Here is a 21,652-nt window from a genome sequence, read left to right on the forward strand (position 1 = left end):
GGCAAAGCTTCGCCGCTGCAAATCACGCGGGTGAGTCCGCTGCACTGCTGCGGTGCGTCGGTTGCTAGAAAGGCGTCCAACATCGAGGGCACGAAGTGCACTGTGGTTACGTTGGCTTGAGCGATGGTTGCGCCGAGGTAAGCCGGATCCTTGTGTCCACCAGGATGCGCCAGCTGCAAACGCGCGCCACTCAACAGCGGCCAAAACAATTCCCACACCGAGACATCGAAGCTGATTGGCGTTTTTTGCAGCACCACATCGTCTGAGGTGAGCGCATAAGTGTCCTGCATCCACAGCAGCCGGTTGACCACACCGCGATGGGTGTTCATCGCGCCCTTGGGCGTGCCGGTGGAGCCGGAGGTGTAGATCACGTAGGCCAGGTGATGCGGCTGTAATTCGGGGACGTGCGGGGCGGTGGTGGGCAACGTTGCCCAAGGTGGGCTGGCGTGGTCCAGAACGCAGATGGGCAGACCTGCCAGACGTTGCATGCTTTCCAGTGCATTGGTATCGAGCGGCGTCAGGCGCTCTGCTGCATTTGTATTTAGCAGCGACACGCTGCCGGGTGCATCGGTAGCAAACAGCGACACGTGATCGCGCGCATGGGCATCGACGAGCAGGGCAAGCGGTTGGCTGTCGGCGAGCATGTCGGCCAGGCGCTGGGCGGGGTAGTCCGGATCCAGAGGAACGTAAGCACCACCGGCCTTCAGGATGGCGAGCAGGCCGACCACCAGCATCGGGCTGCGCTGCGCGCAGATCGCCACGCGTATATCAGGGCCAACGCCGAGTTGGCGCAGATGGTGAGCCAGCTGATTGGCCTGGGCTTCGAGCGCGGCGTAGTCAAGTTGCTGGTCGTCTTGCGCGACGGCAATGGCATGTGGAGTGCGCTGCACCTGCTGTGCGATCACCTCGTGCAAGAGCATGGCAGGGTAGACCACCGGCGCGGGCTGGAACTCGACCAGCAGTTGTTGGCGCTCGCGTGGATCGAGCAATGCGACGGTGTCCAGTGGCGCGTCACCGTCGGCGACCATGGCGCGCAGGAGAGCGTGCAGATAGCCGACGATGCGGGTGGCAGTGGCGGCGTCGAAGACTGCGGTGGCATAGCTCAGCGTGCCGTGGATGCTGACTCCCTGGCTACCATCGGCGAGCCGCCCGACTGAAGTGCCGCCACTGTGCAATTGCAAGGTGAGATCGAAACGCGCGGCATTGGCCGGAATCTGCAGCGATTGCGGATTCAGCGCGAACCAAGGGTCGTTTGTCATCTCTGACGACTCACCAGGTTCGTCCGTGGTTCCCGGATGATTGGCATGCTCGTCGACAGCAGTGGGCCACACGCCAGCAATCGCGTCTTGCTCCCATGCCATCAGCGTCTGCACCAGCGGCGTATGCGCACTGCTGCGTACGGGCTGCACGGCCTGGACTACCTGCTCGAATGGCAGATCCTGATGCGCCTGCGCAGCGAGTACGTGCTGTTTTACATGCGCCAACAGCGCAGCAGTGCTCAAGCTTGCGGGGGTATCGAAACGGATCGCCAGCGTGTTGACGAAGAAACCGATCAGCGGCTCCAGCTCGGCGCGCGTACGCCCGGCGACCGGGATGCCGACCAGCACACAATCCTGCCGGCACAATCGCGACAACAGCGCGCCCCATGCGGCCAGCACGGTCATGAACACCGTGCAGCCATGGCGGCGCGCCAGCATTTCCAGTGCCTGGCCAAGGTCGGCGTCGAAGGCAACAGGAACTTCAGCGCCGCTGAAATCCTGCTGGGGCGGACGCGGACGATCCAGCGGCAGATCAAGCAGGGTGGGTACGTCGGCGAGCTGGCGTTGCCAGTACTCGACTTGCTGCTGACGGCGCGCTCCTTCCAGCCACTGGCGCTGCCAGGCGGCGTAGTCGGGATACTGGATCGGCAGCGGTGGTAAAGGGTTTGGCAGGCCACCTAGGCAACTGACGTACAGGACTGCCAGTTCGTGCAGCAGCACACCGACCGACCAACCATCCGAGGCGCTGTGATGCTGAGTGATCAGCAGCGCATGTTCATCGGCCGACAATTGCAGCAAACGAAAACGGATCGGGGCATCGCGATCGAGCTGGAACGGCGTGTTGGCCTCATGCGCGATCCACTGCTGCAGCGCGGCGTCTGCGTCAGAGTGATCTGTGAGCGTGCGATCAGTGAGCAGGTGCTCGTGCAGTACCAAGGCGTGTTCGGGCGGTAGTAACGCGACATGCACCTGTTCGCCACGCATCTTTTCGACATGCGCTTGCTCGGCAGAACGCGGCGTCGGAACCAGACTACTGGGTAGCATCGCATCGGCGATATCGCTGCTTTGGTGCGGCACGCGGCTCTGCCGAAAACAACTGCGCAACGCCTCATGCCGTGCTACCAGCGCGTGCAACGCCACACGCAGGGCACCGCGATCCAACGCGCCTTGCAGACGCAAACCCATTGGCATGATATACGTCGCGCTGGGGCCTTCCAACTGATCCAGAAACCACAGCCGTTGCTGGGCGAAGGACAGCGGCAATGGCTGATCGCGCGGCAGGCGTGGGATCGGTGTAGATATATCCTCCTCAGCGTCTTGCAGCGCAAGCGCCAGGTCGCATAGCACTGGGTGGGAAAACAACAGCGCTACCGGTACGTGCCGTGCAAGCGCGGTCTGCAGGCGGGCGCACACGCGCATGGCCAGTAACGAGTGGCCGCCGAGTTCAAAGAAGTGATCATGCCGGCCAACATGCGGCAGCCCGAGTAGCTCACTCCATAACGCGGCCAGCAGACATTCATTTGGGCCTTGCGGCGTTGCATAGCCGGCCGCAGCGACTGCAGCACGATCGGGCGCAGGCAACGCGCGACGGTCGACTTTTCCGCTGGCGGTGAGTGGCAGGCACTGCAAGCGCACGAACGCCGATGGCAGCATGTGCTCGGGCAAGTGCTTGGCTAGCGCCTCACGCAGCGTCGCCGCATCCAACGCGTCGCCGATGCCATTGGCACTGCTCTCGTTTGGCTTCGTCGCTGCAACGACATACGCCACCAACTGCTTGTCGGCTGCGCCTTGCTGACGCGCGATCACCACCGCGTCGGCCACTCCAGCGCAACTGCGCAGTGCCATTTCAATCTCGCCGGGTTCGATGCGGAAGCCGCGTACTTTCAGCTGCTGATCGCAGCGGCCCAGGAAGTCCAGGCTGCCGTCTTCGCGCCAACGCGCCAGATCGCCACTTCGATACAACCGACCACCGGGCACGAACGGATCTTCGCTAAAGCGTTCTTCCGTGAGGACCGGCTGATTGAGATAACCGCGAGCCACGCCGGGCCCGCCGATGTAGAGCTCGCCAGGCACACCGATCGGCAACAATTGGCGTTGATCGTCCAATAGATAAATCCGCGTGCTGGCGATCGGGCGCCCGATCGGCACTGCAGTTACCGGTGCCTTGGCAAAGCGATGACAGGTGCTGAAGGTGGTTGCCTCAGTCGGCCCGTACGCGTTGATCAACTGGCAGTGCGGCAACGCTTGATTTACACGCTCGATAGCCGCTCGCGACAGCACATCGCCGCCGGCCAACAGCTGCCGCAGACTACGCAACTGCGCCAGTTGCGCAGGGCCAAGCAGTTCGAACAGCCCAGCGGTCAGCCACAACGTGCTGACCTGATGCTGTTGGACCTGCGCACAGATCACGTCCAGGTTCAGCGCACCGGGCGGTGCGAGCACCAATCGCGCACCATTAAGCAAGGCACCCCATAGCTCGAACGTTGAAGCATCGAAAGCCAGCGGTGCCGCGAGGAGGAAGCATTGCGATGCATCGCAGTCGGCGTAGTCAGGCGCGCACACCAGTCGCACCACATTGCGCTGCTCGACCATCACGCCCTTGGGCGTGCCGGTAGAGCCGGAGGTATAGAGCACGTAGGCCAGGTGATGCGGCTGTAGCTCAGGCACAGCAGGTGCAGTGGTGGGCAAGCTTGCCCAGGCAGGATCGATCTGATCCAGCTGACACACCGGCAGCGCATCGGGCAGCGGCAAGCGATGTAGTGACTGAGCATCTGCAAGCACAGCCACCGGGCGAGCATCGTCCAGCAACGCGCGCAGTCGCTGCGGCGGTGCCTCAGCATCCAACGGCAAATAGGCTCCGCCTGCTTTGAGAATGGCGAGCAAGCCGATCACCAACGCGGGGCTGCGCACGGCGCTGATCGCAACCAGACAATCGGGGCCAACGCCCAGTGCACGCAGATGCTGCGCCAGACGATTGGCCTGCAGATCCAGCTCGCCGTAACTCAACTGTGTATCGCCGCACACCAGCGCAGTCGCCTGCGGCGCGCGTGCGGCCTGCTCGGCAAACAACGTCGCCATGCCACGTTGCGGAAACTGCGTGTGGCTGCAGTTGAACGCTTGCAGCAAGCGATCGCGCTCATTGCTTTTCAGCAGTTGCGCCTGGCCTACGATGGCAGCCGGCTGCACGGTCATCGCACGCAGTACGTCTTGAAAATGGGCGGCGAAACGTTGCGCACTCCGCACATCGAACAACGCGGTGGCGTAGTTGAGCTGGCCGACCAAACCGTCGCCCGCTGGCCCCACGGTCAGGCCAAGCTCGAACTTGGCGGTGGTGTTGGCCGCCGGCATCGGCTCGACCGTGAGTCCATCCCACTGCGTCATTGCCGGCGTGTCTTCCCAAGAAAAAATCGTCTGCACCAGTGGTGGATACGCGGTGCTGCGTAGCGGCCGCAGCGCCTCGACCACCTGTTCGAACGGCAGGTCCTGATGCGCCTGCGCGTCCAGCACGGTCTGGCGTACCTGAGCCAGCAATGCAGCAGCGTCGAGGCTGCCAGGTGCGTCGAAGCGGATTGCCAGCGTGTTGACGAAGAACCCGATCAGCGGTTCCAGCTCCACCCGCATGCGCCCGGCCACCGGGATGCCGACCAGCACGCAGTCCTGGCGACACAGCCGCGACAACAATGCGCCCCAGGCCGCGAGCAAGGTCATGAACAAGGTGCAGCCATTGCGGCGTGACAGCGCTTTAAGATCACGCGTCAGCTCGGCATCCAGTTCGAAGCGGACCTCTGCACCGATGCCGTCCTGCTGCGACGGGCGCGCACGATCCAGCGGTAGATCGAGCAGCGTCGGTGCGTCGGCGAGCTGGCCTTGCCAATAGTCGAGTTGCTGCTGGCGGCGTGGCCCCTGCAACCACTCGCGCTGCCAGGCGGCGTAGTCCGGATATTGAATCTGCAGCGGCGGCAATGGATCAGGCTGGCCGTGGCGGCAGCTGGCATACAGCGTGGACAGTTCCTGCAGCAAGACGCCCACCGACCAGCCGTCCGAGCAACTGTGGTGCTGGGTGATCAGCAACACATGCTCGGTTGCGCCCAGTTGCAGCAGACGGAAGCGGATCGGCGCTTCCCGATCCAGCTGAAACGGAGTCTGGGCTTCCTGTTCCAGCCACTGCCGCACGGTCGCTTCGGAGGCGTCGGTGCTGAGGTCGTGCAGCGCGTGCTCCGTCAGCACCAACGCGTGTTCCGGCTCCAGTAGGGCAACGCGCGCGTCGCCGTCACTGGTCACGAAACAGCTGCGCAGCGCCTCGTGTCTGGCCAGCAACATTTGCAGTGCTGCGATCAGCGCGGCGCGATCCAGTGCGCCGTGCAGGCGAAGACCCAGCGGCATCAGATACGTTGCAGCAGGCCCCTGCAACTGATCCAGAAACCACAGCCGCTGCTGGGCAAAGGACAAGGGAAGCTGCTGGTTGCGTGCATGCCTTTGGATCGGTGCCAGCGCCTGCACGGTGCCGGCATCCAGAGCGCGCGCCAGCGCATGCAGCACCGGATGCGCGAACAGCAACGCCACCGGCATGTGGCGACCCAGGCTCGCCTGCACCCGCGCACTCAAGCGCATCGCCAGCAACGAGTGCCCACCCAGTGCGAAGAAATCGTCGTCGCGGCCAATGCGCGGCAGCCCCAGCAGCTCGGCCCACAGGCCTGCAAGGCTGACTTCGGTGGCGCCTTCTGGCACGCGATAGGCGTGGGTGGCGAACGCACTGTTGTCCGGTGCCGGCAACGCGTTGCGATCCAGCTTGCCGTTGCGCGTCAACGGCAGGCTGTGCAGACGCACGAACGCGGCGGGTACCAGATAGTCGGGCAGCCGCATCGCCAACGCCGCGCGCAGCGTTGCAGGAACAAGCTCGCTGTCTTTCGCGTTCGTCGTTGCGCTGACATAAGCCACCAGCATCTTGCCGTTGCCGGCCGGGCCATCTTCGCGTGCGATCACGGCCGCTTCTGCCACACCGCTGCACTGGCGCAACGCCGCTTCGACCTCGCCCGGCTCGACGCGGAAACCGCGGATCTTGACCTGCTGGTCGCCACGGCCGAGAAACTCCAGGCTACCGTCTGCCAGCCAACGCCCCAGATCGCCGCTACGGTAGATCCGCCCGCCTGGATGGAACGGGTCGGCGAGGAAGCGCTCAGCAGTGAGCTGCGGCCGGTTGAGGTAACCGTGCGCCACGCCGATGCCACCGATGCACAGCTCGCCCGGTACACCGATCGGCACCGGTTGCAGTTCGCCGTCGAGCAGGTAGATGCGTGCATTGCCGATCGGCCGCCCCAGCGGCGGACGTTGCCCATCCAGCGGCTGGCGCAGCACGCAGGTGGTGGCGAAGGTCGTCGTCTCGGTGGGGCCGTAGCAATGCAGCAACTGCCCGGGCGGGTGCTGGCGCAGCACGTGATCGATGGCGCTCGAATCTACTGCATCGCCACCGACCAGCAACAGGCGTAGCTGCCCGATGACATTGCCTAACGCGCGTGCATGCTGCTGAAACAGACCTGCGGTGAGATGCAGCACGCTGATCGCTTCGCGACGCAGCAGCTGTGCCAGCGCGTCGGCCTGCAAGGTCTGCGCGTGATCGACCACCACTATGCGCGCGCCATGCAGCAGCGGCGCCCACACTTCCAGCGTGCTGATGTCGAAGGCAGGATTGCCGACCCAGGCAACGCGGTCCTGCTCGGTAAAATTGCCGCAGGCCGGATTGCAGGCCAGGTTGATCACCGCACGTTGGGTGATCTGCACACCTTTGGGCCGGCCGCTGGAGCCGGAGGTGTACATCACATAGGCCAGTGCTGCGGCGCTTGCCGGAAGTGGCGAGACGCTGGTCACCGCAGCGGCATCGGTATCAAGATCGACCGCATGCAATTGCAGCGTCGCCGCCAGTGCTTGCGGCGCGCGTCCGGCAGCATGCAGCAGATGTCGCGCTGCGCAGTCGTCGAGAATGCTGGCGCTGCGTGTCCACGGCGCGTCCGGATCCAGCGGCACATAGACGGCACCGGCTTTCAGGATGGCCAGCTGCGCCAGCACCAGTTCCGCACCGCGCGGTAGCCACATGGCCACCAGCTCACCGGGGCCGACGCCGACAGCGCGCAACTGCCGGGCCAGCGCAGTTGCGCGCGCGTCCAGCGTGGCGTAATCGATCTGGCGCGCGCCATCGACCACCGCGATGGCGGCCGGGTTGCGTCGTGCCTGACGTTCGAACAGTGCGGCCAGCGCGGTGTCGTCGGGGCAGGGCGCGTCGGTCTGGTTGAAGCTGTGCAGCACCTGCCGGCGTTCGTCTGGCGGCAGCACATCGAGCTGGGTCAGCGCTGTGTCCGGCGATCGCTCCAGCGCAGCGGCCAGCGCTTGCAATGCCGACTCCATGAAGGCGCACAGCCGCTCCGGCGCCAGCGGCGCGACGCTTTGCGCGCTCAGTTCCAGCGTGCGGCCATCGTCTCCCACCGACAGCGCCAGCGGGTAATGCGTGCGTTCCTCGGCGCTCAGCAAGGCGCCGTCTTGCTGAGGCGCGGCCACCGCGTTGGAGCCGGCGTTGTGACGATAGTTGAGCAACGCGGTGAACAGCGGCGCCGGAGCCGGTACCGCACTGCAGCGCTGCGCCAGCGCGAGCGAGGCGTGTTCGTGGCGCAGCAGTGCGCTCAGTTCGGCATGGGTGTGCTGCAGCGCGGCCGCCACGCCGGCGTGTTGCTGCAACCGCAGACGTAGCGGCAAGGTGTTGATGAACAGGCCCAGGGTGCTGGCATCGGCCTGGTCCATGCGGCCGAACAACACGGTGCCGAACACCGGCTCGGCGCAACCGCTGCTGCGCGCCACCACCAACCCCCAGGCGAGATGGCACAGGCTGGCCAGACTGACACCGTGTTGGCTGGCAAGCTGCCGCATGCGTGCGCTCAGGTGTGGCGGCAACGCGTGTTCGCAGCTGCTCACCGCACCGGTGGCATCGAGCAGACCGAACGGTGCACATGGCGTGTCCAGATCGCCTAGACGCGCGCGGAAAAAGGCTTCGTGTGCAGCTTGCGGCAAGCCCAACCGCGCTTGTGCGACCAGATTGCGAAACGGTTGCGGTGGCGGGAGTTCATCGTCGCGCCCAGCCAGCAGCGACTGGATTTCGGACTGGATGGTTTCCAGCGTGGTGTGGTCGCCGATCAGATGGTGTTGCAACAACAGCAAATGCCAGCGTTGACCATCCGGGTCGGCAGCCACGCTGGCATGCAGCAGCGGGGCGCGGCGCAGGTCCAGCTGGCGCAGCTGCGGGTGCGCGGCGAGCTGTTCTTCGAACGATTGCCGTGAATCGAAGCTGGAGCAATCCAACGCTTCGACCGGCAACAATGCATGGCGATAGACCGCCTGCACCGGTTCGCTCAGGCCTTCCCACAGCACTGCGCTGCGCAGGATGTCGTGGCGATCGATCACGCGCTGCAGTGCGGCCAAGTAAGCGTCCAGTCCGGCGCGATCGGCAAAGCGCAGGCGCAGGCGCAGCAGATACGGATCGCCATCGGGCGCGAGCAGATGATGGAACAGCAAGCCGTCCTGCAGCGGCGATAGCGCGTACACATCCTGCAGGTTGGCTAGGCCACCGGGCACGTGTTGCAGCACGTGGTCGATGTCTTGCTGGGTGAGCTCGGCAAGTGGCAACTGCTGCGGCGTGAGCTGGGTCAGCTCGGCAGTGATGCGGTTGGGTGGCACAACCAGCGCGGTGCTGTTGTCGCCGTGCAGGCTGGCGGCGAAACCGGCCAGGGTGGGTGCGGTGAACAGGTGGCGCACCTGCGCATGCAGCCCGTCGGCACGCAGCCGTTCGACCAGGCGGATCGCCAGCAACGAGTGTCCGCCGAGCGCAAAGAACTGATCGTCGCGGCCTACTTGCTGCACACCGAGCAATGCGCACCAGTGCGCGGCGATGGCGCATTCGGTCGGTCCCTGTGGCGGGACGAACGCACGCGCGGCCAGGGCGTCGTCGGTGGGGGCGGGCAGGGCGCGGCGATCGAGCTTGCCGTTGGCCGTCAGTGGCAGCGCGTCCAGCAGCACGTACGCGGCCGGCAGCATGTAGTCGGGCAATTGCGCGGCCAGTGCGGCGCGCAGCTCGGCCGGTGCGAGCACGTCGGCGTCAGTATCGGGCTGCGCGGTGATGTAGGCGACCAAGCGTTTTTCTGTCGCGCCGCTGCCGGTAGCGATCACTGCGGCTTCGGCCACGCCAGGGCAGGCGGCCAGACGCGCGGCGATCTCGCCGGGCTCGATGCGGAAGCCGCGGATCTTGACCTGATCGTCGGCGCGCCCGCGAAATTCCAGACGGCCATCGGCCCGCCAGCGCGCCAGATCGCCGCTGCGGTAACAACGTTCGCCCGGCTGGAACGGATCGTCGACAAAGCGTTCTGCGCTCAGCGCCGGTTGATGCAGATAACCGCGCGCAACACCATGCCCGCCGATGTACAACTCGCCGACGCAGCCGTGCGGCACCAGCTGCTTGAAGGCGTCGAGCAGGTACACGCGGGTATTGGCGATCGGCTGGCCGATGTCGGCGGGGTGGTCGCCATCGGCCAGCAGGCCGGAGGTGGCCACGACCGTTGTTTCGGTGGGCCCGTAGTTGTTGCTCAGGCGCAGGCCGGCCGGCAACCGCGGTAGCCGCCGCAGTTGGTCGCCACCGATCAACAGTTGCTGCAATGACGGCGGCAGCGCGCCCTGTTCCAGCGCCAGCTCGGCGATGGGCGTGACCAGAAAGCCGCTGTGCAATGGCTGCTGCCGCCACCAGTCGAGCAAGGCCTGCGGATCGCGCGCGGTGGTCGCTGGCGGCAGGTGCAAGGTGGCGCCGCTGCACAAGGCCGGCCACAGTTCCCATGCATTGGCGTCGAAGCCGATCGCCGCAGTGGCGGCAGTGTGCTGGCCGGCAGCCAGGCCGAAGCTCTGCTGATGCCAGTGCACCAGATTTGCAAGCGCGCGATGTTCCACCATCACGCCCTTCGGTGTGCCAGTGGAGCCGGAGGTATAGATCACGTAGGCCAGATGCTGCGGCTGCGCAAGCGCGAGCGCTTCGTCCAGCATCGAGGCCTCTGCCCAGGCAGGCGCGGCGTCATCCATCCGGCAGATCGGCAGATCGATGGGCGGCATCAAATGCGACAGTGTGTCGCTGTCTGCCAGCAACACGCTGGGCCGGCAATCGGCGAGCAGGAATGCCAGGCGCTCGCCTGGATCTTCCGGGTCCAGCGGCACATACGCGGCTCCGGCCAGCAGGCTGGCCAGCAGGCCAACGACCTGCTGCGGGCTGCGCCGCAAACACACCGCGACACGCGCATCCGGCATCACGCCGAGCCTGCGCAGATGCCGTGCGAGCTGTGTTGCCTGCGCTTGCAGCTGCGCGTAGCTCAGCTGCTGTTCGCCTTGCACCAGCGCAAGTGCATCCGGTGTGGCTGCAGCTTGTGCCGCGAACCACTGCACCACACTGCCGGCCGGTACCGTCATGTGGGTCTGATTGCGATCGTGCAGCAACTGTCGGCGCTCGGCGGGCGACAGCAGTTCGATCGTTGCCAGGACGCGCTGCTCGTCATCGAGCATGCCGCGCAGCAGCGTTTCGAAATAGCCCACCAGCCGCGCGATTGTCGATGCATCGAACAAGGCGGTGGCATAGCTGAGCCGTCCGCACAGCCCTTGCGGGGTCGCCGCCAGGGTCAGGGTCAGATCGAATTTTGCGCTGCGTTCGGCCAGCGCCAGTGGCTGCGGTTGCAGTGCTGCCCATGCGCCTTGTTCCGGCGCAGCGTGCGATTCCTCCCAGGCAAACATCACCTGCACCAGCGGGGTATAGCCGGCATCGCGCACCGGTTGCAGGTGTTCGACCAACTGCTCGAACGGCAGCTCTTGATGGTCCTGCGCCGCCAGCACATTGCGGCGGACCTGGGCCAGTAGCGTGGCGGTGTCGGTGGTGAGGTCCACATCCACGCGCACCGGCAAGGTGTTGACGAAAAAGCCCACCAGCGGCTCCAGCGCCGCACGCGTACGGCCGGCGAACGGACTGCCGATCAATACGCTGGATTGCCGGCACAGCCGCGCCAGCAGTGCACCCCAGCCGGCCAGCAAGGTCATGAAACGCGTGCAGCCATGCCGCCGCGACAGCGCGTCCAACGCATCGCTGAACTCAGCGTCGAACGCAAACCTGAGTTCGCCGCCGTCGCTGGTGACCAGTGGCGGGCGCGGGCGATCCAGCGGCAGGTCGAGCAGGGTCGGTGCGTCGGCCAGCTGCGCGCGCCAGTAGTCGACCTGGCGTTTGCCTTCGCCCGCGCCAAGCCACTGGCCTTGCCAGGCGGCGTAGTCGGCATAGTCGATCGCAAGCGCCGGTAGCGGGTTCGGCCGGCGTGCGTGGAAGGCGTTGTAAAGCGCAGCCAGTTCGCGCTGCAGCACTGCTTCGGACCAGGCATCCGAAGCGCTGTGATGTGTCGTGCTGAGCAGCACATGCGCATCGTCTGCCAGCTTCAGCAGGCGGAAACGGATCAGTGGGCCTTGTTCGAGTTGGAACGGCGTACCGGCTTCGTGGTCCAGCCAGTGCTTTAGCGTTGCCTCGGCCTGCACAGCATCAAGCGTGGACAGATCATGTTCGTTGAGCTGCAGTGCCTGCTCGGCCGGCAACCATTGCATCCGCACCTGCTCGCCGTCGGGCACAAAGCGGCTGCGCAGCGGTCCATGGCGTGCCAGCAATGCCTGCAGCGCTTCGATCAGCGCGGTGCGGTCCAGCGCGCCCTGCAGGCGTAGCCCGGCGCACATCAGGTAACTCGTGCCGGAGCCATGCAATTGCTCCAGAAACCACAGCCGCTGCTGCGCGAACGAGGCCGGCAGCAGGCCGCTGTGGTCGGTCGGTACCAAGGTGTCCAGCACCGGTGCGGGGGCGAGGTGCTGTTGCTGCGCCAGCGCGAGCAAGCGTTCCAGTGCGTCGGTGTCCAGAGCATCCAGCGCGGTGGACTTATCGTGCGACATGATCCATCTCCGTAAGTGCACTCAGTTGCGCCAGCGCGTCGGGCGCCAGGCGTTGCAGCTGTGCCAGCGCGAGCCTGCGGCTGAAGGCGGCCAGGGTCGGGAACTCGAACACCGCCGACAGCGGCAACCGCACCTGCGCTTGTTCGCTCAACTGCGCCAGCAAGCGCACCGCCAGCAGCGATTGCCCGCCCAGCGCGAAGAAGTCGTCGTCGCGGCCGACCTGCGGTAGCCCCAGCAGCCGGCACCAGTGCGCGGCCACCAGGCATTCGGTCGGACCGCTCGGCGCGCTGTAGGGACGCAGCGCAAACGCCTGGCCTTCCGGCGCCGGCAAGGCCTTGCGATCGAGCTTGCCGTTGGCGGTCAGCGGCAGCTTGGGCAGCACCACCCAGGCCGACGGCAGCATGTGCTCGGGCAACGCGCGGTCGAGTGCGGCACGCAGCGTGGCGGGCCGTAAAGCCGCGGCATCGGCATCGGGCAGCGCGGTGAGATAGGCCACCAGCCGCGTCAGGCCTGGGCTGTCTTCGCGTGCCAGCACCACCGCTTCACGCACCCCGGGGGCCGCGAGCAGACGCGATTCGATCTCGCTCAGCTCAACGCGCAAGCCGCGGATCTTGACCTGATGATCGTTGCGTCCCAGGTACTGCAGGTTGCCATCGGGCAGCCAGCGCGCCAGGTCGCCGGTCTTGTAGCGGCGTGCGTCGTGCACGTCGAAATGGTCGTCTGCGACGAAGCGCTCGGCACTGAGCTCAGGCAGATTCCAATACCCGCGCGCCACCTGCACGCCGCCGATCTGCAGCTCGCCGGGCACGCCCACCGGCACCGGCTGGCCGTGGGTATCGAGCACGTACAAGCGGGTATTGGCGATCGGCCGGCCGATCGGCACAAGCCCGGGGTGCAGCTGTGGATCGCACTGCCAATGACTGACTTCAATCGCCGCCTCGGTGGGGCCATAGAGATTGTGCAATTCAACATGCGGCAGCGCCTGCAGACAGCGCCGCTGCAAGGCATCGCTCAGCGCCTCGCCACTGCACAGCAGCCAGCGCAGGCTGGGGCAACGTGGCGGTTCGGCCTGATCCAGAAACAGCTGCAGCATCGACGGCACGAAGTGCGCCTGGGTGATGCCGCGTTGTTGGATCAACGTGGCCAGATACTGCGGATCCTGATGCCCCTGCGGGCGTGCAAGCACCAGGCGTGCGCCGGCCTGCAGCGGCGAGAAGATCTCCCATAGCGAGATATCGAAACCGAACGGCGTCTTCTGCAGCGCCCGATCATGCGGCCCCAGCGGGAACATGGTTTGATGCCACTGCAGCCGGTTGACCACGCCACGATGCGCGTTCATCACCCCCTTCGGTTGACCGGTGGAGCCGGAGGTGTAGATCACGTAAGCCAGGCAGTCTGGATGCAGGTCGGGCAGCTGCGGTGCGCTAGCGGGCTGCGCGTTCCACGGCAGCTCTGGTGCATCCAGACGACAGTAAGTGACTTCGGGAAGTTGCGGGATTCTTGCCAGGCCATAGCCGTCGCAGAGCACCGCCAGCGGTTGGCTGTCGGCCAGCATGTAGGCCAGTCGCTCGCTCGGATACTCCGGATCCAATGGCACATACGCAGCGCCGGCCTTGAGAATGCCGAGCAGGCCGATCACCAGCTCCGGACTGCGCTGCAGACACAGCGCCACGCGACATTCCGTACCCACGCCGAGACTGCGCAGGTGATGGGCCAACTGGTTGGCCTGTGCCTCTAACTGAGCGTAACTCAACGAGCGCGCATCCAGTTCCAGCGCGGTGGCATCGGGCGTGCGCCGCACCTGCGCTTCGAACAGCTGGTGCAGGCAGATGCCGGGGGCAAACGCGGTGACGCTGGCATTGAAGCTTTCCAGTACCTGCGTTTGCTCTTCTTCGGGCAGCACTGGCAATCGCTGCACCGGCGTCTGCGGCGCATGCTCCAACGCATCGACCAGGCCGCTCAGAGCGGTGGCCAGATAGCTGCACAACCGCTGCGGGTTCAGCGCTGCACAGACTTGCGCAGTCAGCGCCAGGCCATGCCCATCGTCTTCCACGGCCAGGTGAATCGGATAGTGCGTGCGCTCCTCGGCACCGCGCAGAGCAGCATCGCCGCCGTCACGATTGTGCCGGTAGTTGAACAAGGCGGTGAACAGCGGCGCCGGTGCCGGCACCGCGCTGCAACGCTGGGCCAGTGCCAGCGAGGCGTGTTCGTGACGCAGTAACGCGGCCAGATCGGCATGCGTGCGGCGCACGGCCGCTTCGGCGCCGATCGGCTCGGCCAGCGCGATGCGTAGCGGCAGGGTATTGATAAACGGTCCGAGTGCGCCAGCTGCGGTCTGCCCCATGCGGCCGAACAGCACGCTGCCGAACACCGCGTCGGTGCAGCCGCTGGTGCGGGCCACGACCAATGCCCAGGCCAGATGGCACACGCTTGCAAGACTGACGCCCAATCGTTGCCCCGCCTGGCGCAGTCGTGCAACCAATGCAGCATCCAGCACCATCGTGTGTTCGCCGGGCGCGGTATCGGCCGCCTGCAACAGGCCGAATGGTGCGCACGGCGTATCCAGATCGCCCAGGCGCTCGCGGAAAAACGCTTCGTGCGCGGCTTGCGGCAATCCCAGGCGCGCTTGTGCCACAAGGTTGCGGAACGGTTGCGGTGGCGGGAGTTCAGCGCCGCATCCGGCTTGCAGCGCCTGGATCTCGGACTGGATGGTTTCCAGCGTGGTGTGATCGCCGATCAGATGGTGTTGCAACAGCAGTAGATGCCAATGTTGATCATCAGGATCGGCAACTACGCTGGCGTGCAGCAGCGGTGCGCGACGCAGATCCAACTGGCGCAGTTGTGGGCGCGTGGCCAGTTGCTCTTCGAACGGTTGTTGTGGATCGAAGCTACCGCAATCCAGTGCGTCGATCGCTAGCGTTGCGCGGCGATAGACCACTTGTACCGGTTCGCTCAGGCCTTCCCACAGCACCGCGCTGCGCAGGATGTCGTGGCGGTCGATGACGGTTTGCAGTGCGGTCAGATAGGCGTCCAACCCGGCGCGATCGTTAAAGCGTAGCCGAAGGCGTAACAGGTAAGGATCGTCATCGGTGGCAAGCAGGTGATGGAACAGCAAGCCGTCCTGCAACGGCGAGAGTGCGTAGATGTCCTGGACGTTGGCGAGGCCGCCGGGAACCTGTTCCAGCACGCGGTCGATGTCTTGCTGGGTGAGGTCGGCTAGCGGCAGGTGTTGCGGGGTGAGCCGGGCTAGGTCGGGGGTGATGCGGTTGGGTGGGATGACTAGCGTGGTGTTGGTAGTTGTCGTGTTGTGCAGGCTTGCGGCAAAACCGGACAGGGTGGGGCTGGCGAAGAGGTTGCGCACTTCGGCATGTAGCCCATCGGCGCGTAAGCGTTCGATCAGGTGAATCGCCAGCAACGAGTGCCCGCCGAGCGCGAAGAACTGATCGTCGCGACCGACCTGATGTACGCCGAGCAGCTCACACCAATGTGCTGCGATGGCGCATTCGGTTGGTCCTTTGGGGGGCACGAAGTCTTGCTTCGTCAAGGCGTCTTCGGTTGGCACGGGCAGGGCGCGACGATCGAGCTTGCCGTTGGGCGTCAGTGGCAGCGCGTCCAGGTGCACGTAAGCCGCTGGCACCATGTAGTCGGGGAGCTGCGCGGCGAGATGGGTGCGCAGCGTTTCGATGGGCAGCAGCTTAGCGGCCAGGTAGTAAGCGACCAGGCGCAGCTGGCCGGATTGATCTTTGCGTGCAAGCACAACTGCATCGCGCACATCGGAGTGCGTAGCGAGCCTTGCAGCGATCTCACCAGGTTCAATGCGCAAGCCACGGATCTTGACCTGATCGTCGTTGCGGCCAAGGTATTCGAGGACGCCATCGCTGCGCCAACGTGCCAGATCACCAGTCTTGTAGAGCTGCGCGTTTTGCGCGGAGCGGAAGGGATCGGGAATGAAACGCTGGGCAGTGAGCTCAGGGCGATCGAGATAGCCACGTGCGACTTGCACACCGCCGATATGCAGCTCTCCCGCCACACCGATTGGCGCTGGCTGTAGATGCGTATCGAGCACATGGAGCTGGGTGTTGGCCACTGGGGTGCCGATCGGTGTGTTGTCGGGGACATCGTCGCTGGCAGTGCAATCCCAGAAGCTGACGTCGATGGCGGCTTCGGTCGGGCCATAAAGATTGTGCAGTTGCACGCCGGGTAGGTGTCTGCGGAAGCGTTGCACCAGTTGCCCAGGCAAAGCTTCGCCGCTGCAAATCACGCGGGTGAGTCCGCTGCACTGCTGCGGTGCGTCGGTTGCTAGAAAGGCGTCCAACATCGAGGGCACGAAGTGCACTGTGGTTACGTTGGCTTGAGCGATGGTTGCGCCGAGGTAAGCCGGATCCTTGTGTCCACCAGGACGCGCCAGCTGCAAACGCGCGCCACTCAACAGCGGCCAAAACAATTCCCACACCGAGACATCGAAGCTGATCGGCGTTTTTTGCAGTACCACATCGTCTGGAGTAAGCGCATAAGTGTCCTGCATCCACAGCAGCCGATTGACCACGCCGCGATGGGTATTCATCGCGCCCTTGGGCGTGCCAGTGGAGCCGGAGGTGTAGATCACGTAGGCCAGGTGATGCGGTTGTAATTCGGGGACGTGCGGGGCGGTGGTGGGCTGGTGGTCCCAGGGCCTACTGGGCTGATCCAGCTGATAAACCGCCAATGTTGTCGGCAGTCCTTTGCAGAGCAGCACGCTGTCCGCTACCTCGGTATCAAGCAGCGAGACGCGGTGCAGCGCGTCGCCAGCCAGTAGCGGGAGGTGTTCGCACGCATACGCATCGACGAGCAGGGCGAGCGGTTGGCTGTCGGCGAGCATGTCGGCCAAACGCTGGGCCGGGTACTCCGGATCCAGCGGCACATAGGCGCCGCCGGCTTTCAAAATCGCGAGCAGCCCGACCACCAACATTGGGCTGCGCTGGGCGCAAATCGCCACGCGTACATCAGGGCCAACGCCGAGTTGGCGCAGATGGTGGGCAAGCTGATTGGCCTGCGCATCCAGCGCGGCATAGTCCAACTGCAGTTGATTCTGGGCCACCGCGATGGCGTGCGGGGTACGCTGGACTTGCTGCTCGATCAGCTCATGCAACAACGTGCAGGGATAAATGACAGCAGCCGGCTGGAAGTCGACCAACAACTGCTGGCGTTCGTGCGCATCCAGTAATGCCACGGTGTCCAGTGGCACGGTGCTGTCGGCAGCCATGGCGCGCAGCAAGCTTTGCAGATAGCCAACGATGCGATTGGCAGTCGCGGCATCGAACACGGCAGTGGCATAGCTCAGCGTGCCTTGCACACAGGATTCGGCGAGATTGCCGCTGCGTCGCTGTCCCACTGCCTCGTCACCACTGCGCAACTGCAAGGTGAGATCGAAGCGGGCGGCATTGGCGGGAATCTGCAGCCGTTGCGGATCCAGTGCGTCCCAGGGATCGTCCGCGATTTTTGGATGGTCAGCATCTGCACCAGAGACGTGTGGAACCACGCCAGCCACTGCGTCCTGCTCCCAGGCCAACAACGTCTGCACTAACGGTGTATGCGCACTGCTGCGTACGGGTTGTACGGCCTGCACCACCTGCTCGAACGGCACATCCTGATGCGCCTGCGCATCGAGCACTTGCTGCCGCACTTGCGCCAACAGCGCGGCAGTACTCAAGCTTGCGGGGGCATCGAAACGGATCGCCAGCGTGTTGACGAAGAAACCGATCAGCGGCTCCAGCTCGGCGCGCGTGCGCCCGGCAACCGGGATGCCGACCAGCACGCAGTCCTGGCGACATAAACGCGACAACAGCGCGCCCCACGCCGCCAGCACGGTCATGAACACGGTGCAGCCATGGCGGCGCGCCAAAGTCTCCAGCGCGTGGCTGAGATCGGCATCGAAGTGGATGGCGACCTCTGCACCGCTGAAATCCTGCTGCGGCGGGCGTGGGCGATCCAGCGGCAGATCGAGCAAGCTGGGGGCGCCTGCAAGCTGACGTTGCCAATAATCGAGTTGCTGCTGCCGGCGCGGCCCTTCCAGCCACTGACGCTGCCAGGCGGCGTAGTCGGGATACTGGATCGGCAGCGGCGGCAGCGGGTCTGGCTGGCCGCGCAGGCAACTTGCATACAGCGCAGACAGCTCATGCAACAACACACCCACCGACCAGCCGTCCGAGGCACTGTGATGCTGGGTGATCAGCAATGCGTGTTCATCGAGTGAGAGCTGCAGCAGACGGAAACGGATCGGTGCATCGCGATCGAGCTGGAACGGCGTGCTGGCCTCATACGCGATCCAGCATCGTAGTTCGGCGTCTGGATCGAAGTGATTGTTGAGTGCGTGATCGGTAAGCAGTTGCTCGTGCAGCACCAAGGCTTGTTCGGGCGACAATAGTTCGACATGCACTTGTTCGCCATGAACTTTCTCTGTTTGGACCTGCTCGTCCAGACACGACGTGGGCAGCAGACAAGCGGATAGCGCAGCGGTTGCGATATCGCCGTTTTCTTGCGGCAAGCGGCGTTGCCTGAAGCAACTGCGCAAGGCTTCGTGCCGCGCAACAAGCGCATGCAGCGCCGCCCGCAGCGCACCACGATCCAGCGCACCGCGCAGACGCAGGCCAATCGGCATGATGTAAGTGGCGCTAGGGCCTTCCAGGTGATCCAAGAACCACAGCCGCTGCTGCGCGAAAGACAGCGGCAACGGCTGGTCGCGCGGCAGGTGCGGGATTGCGCCTAGCGCATCGCCAGCCCTGTCCTGTAACGCGATCGCCAGTTCACATAACACCGGATGCGCAAATAGCAGCGCCATCGGCACCTGCCGCATCAGTGCGGTCTGCAGCCGGCCACAGACGCGCATGGCCAGCAACGAATGCCCGCCGAGTGCAAAAAAATGATCGTGCCGGCCAACCTGCGGCAACCCAAGTAACTCGGCCCACACTGTTGCCAGCAGACACTCGTTTGCGCCTTGCGGCTGCACATAGCCGGCTGCCGCGACTGCAGCACGATCCGGCGCCGGCAAGGCGCGTCGATCTAGTTTGCCGCTGGCAGTCAGCGGTAACCGCTGTAACCGCACAAATGCCGACGGCAGCATGTGCTCGGGCAGTTTTTGGGCCAGCGCCGCGCGCAAGGTGGCGGGAGCCAGTGCGTCGATATCGCTGCCATTGCTGTCGCTTGGCTGCGGTGTAGCGATGACATATGCCACCAATTGTTTATTCGCGGCACCTTCCTGTCGCGCAACGACCACCGCGTCGGCCACCCCGGTGCACCTGCGTAACGCCGCCTCGATCTCGCCAGGCTCGATGCGGAAACCACGCACCTTCAGCTGTTGATCGACACGGCCCAGAAAGTCCAGGCTGCCATCCTCGCGCCACCGCGCTAGATCGCCGCTTCGATACAGCCGGCCACCTGGCAAAAACGGATCTTCTCCAAAACACTCAGCGGTCAATGACGACTGATTGAGATAACCACGGGCCACACCCGGGCCACCGATGTAGATCTCGCCAGGCACACCGATCGGCACAAGCTCGCGCTGGTCATCCAATAGATAGATCCGCGTAGCGGCGATCGGGCGCCCAATCGGTACCGAAGTCACCGCTGCCTTGTCGAAGCGATGACAGCTACTGAAGGTGGTTGCCTCGGTCGGCCCGTACGCGTTGATCAACTGGCAGTGCGGCAAGGCTTGGTTGACACGTTCGACAGCGGCACGCGACAGCACATCCCCGCCAGCCAATAGCTGGCGCAGGCTGTGCAGCTGGCTCAGTTGCGCAGGATCAAGCAGCTCGAACAGGCCAGCGGTCAGCCATAAGGTGGTCACCCGATGCTGCTGCACCTGTGCACAGATCGCATCCAGATCCAGCGCGCCGGGCGGGGCAAGCACCAACTGTGCGCCATTGAGCAACGCCCCCCATAGCTCGAACGTGGACGCATCGAAGGCCAGCGGCGCGGCAAGCAGAAAACGCTGCGAAGCATCGCAATCAACATAGTCGGGCGCGCACACCAGTCGCACCACATTGCGCTGCTCGACCATCACGCCCTTGGGCGTGCCGGTAGAGCCGGAGGTATAGAGCACGTAGGCCAGATGATGCGGCTGCAGCGCTGGCACATCGGGTGCGGTGCCAGGGAAATCGCTCCACGCGGGATTGACCTGATCCAGCCGACACACCGGCAACGCATCGGGCAGCGGCAAACGACGCAACGCATCTGCATCGGCGAGCACAGCACATGGACGCGCATCGTCCAGCAACGCACTCAAACGCAGTGAAGGCGCATCGGCATCCAGCGGCAGATACGCACCTCCGGCCTTGAGGATCGCCAGCAAGCCGATCACCAACGCAGGGCTGCGTGCCGCACTGATCGCAACCAGACAGTCCGGGCCAACGCCAAGCGCACACAGATGGTGCGCAAGACGATTGGCCTGCAGATCCAACTCGCCGTAACTCAACTGTGTCTCGCCGCACACAAGCGCAGTCGCCTGCGGCGCGCGCGCGGCCTGCTCGGCAAACAGCATTGCCATGCCACGTTGCGGAAACCGCGTGTGACTGCAATTGAATGTCTGTAGCAAGCGACGGCGCTCGCTCGCTGGCAGAAGCGGTAATAACGCTACAGGGCTATGCTGTGCCTCGCCACGTTCAAGGGTTGTCAGCAGGCATCTCAAACGTGCACCGACACGCAAGGCCTGCCGCCGTGTCGAATGCGAGCTGTGCAATCCGCAACGAAATCGTTTGCGTAACTGGCAGATCTGCAATTGCACCTGCGGTGTCGCGGTTGTGCCAACAATCACCGCACTGTCGTTCGTTACACCGATCTCGATCAACGTCGGCCATGCATGTGCAACGTCACCACGTTGCGCATTTTTCGATTGCGCATACTCCTGGCTTGCAGTACGGAGTGCACGTTCATCCAATGCGGCGTGTACCTGTTCGCAGATCGCACTGCAGGTGTCGTGCACGCTTGGATGCAATGTCAGCTGGCGTGTGCGGTCTGAATAGCGCAGCCTGATCTGCAAGGGCACTTGCTCACAGGTCCGCGCCAGGTAGATCGCCATTGCAGCGAGCAGACGTTCCAGCCGCTCGGCCTCTGCCGATCTTGGCAAGGCCTGCCAGCGTGACCAGACAAATGCACTTGCAGTCTCCTCAGGCACGTACTGCGCCTGAGAATTGTCAGGGTGGGGGAGCATCGAATTGCCTGGCTCGATGGCAGGCCGCGATGAAGCAGTGGCGGCGCCGATCAATACCGCTTCGGAGTCAGAAGTCACGTTGAAAACCGCAAAGCACAGCGCTACTGAGGTTGGACACGAGATATCCATCGCAAAACTGCGGAGGTTCGGACGTCCTTGCGTGACGGATGAGTCTCCTTGTGTGCGGCTCACCATAGGCGCGATTCGAGAAGGATTTATT

General features: G+C 64.5%; 2 protein-coding genes. Both read right to left on the bottom strand.

Annotated features, from left to right (window positions below):
* A partial coding sequence (locus ABS769_RS11905; protein ID WP_350498167.1) for an amino acid adenylation domain-containing protein occupies positions 1–12,248 on the bottom strand: 12,248 nt, incomplete at its 3' end.
* The gene (locus ABS769_RS11910) at positions 12,235–20,769 is read right to left on the bottom strand and encodes an amino acid adenylation domain-containing protein (RefSeq protein ID WP_350498168.1); all 8,535 of its coding nucleotides are present in this window, start codon (positions 20,767–20,769) and stop codon (positions 12,235–12,237) included. The genes ABS769_RS11905 and ABS769_RS11910, both read right to left, overlap by 14 nt.
* Positions 20,770–21,652 lie beyond the last annotated feature (883 nt).

It is taken from the genome of Xanthomonas hortorum (assembly GCF_040279205.1).
Classification (GTDB): Bacteria; Pseudomonadota; Gammaproteobacteria; order Xanthomonadales; family Xanthomonadaceae; genus Xanthomonas; species Xanthomonas hortorum_F.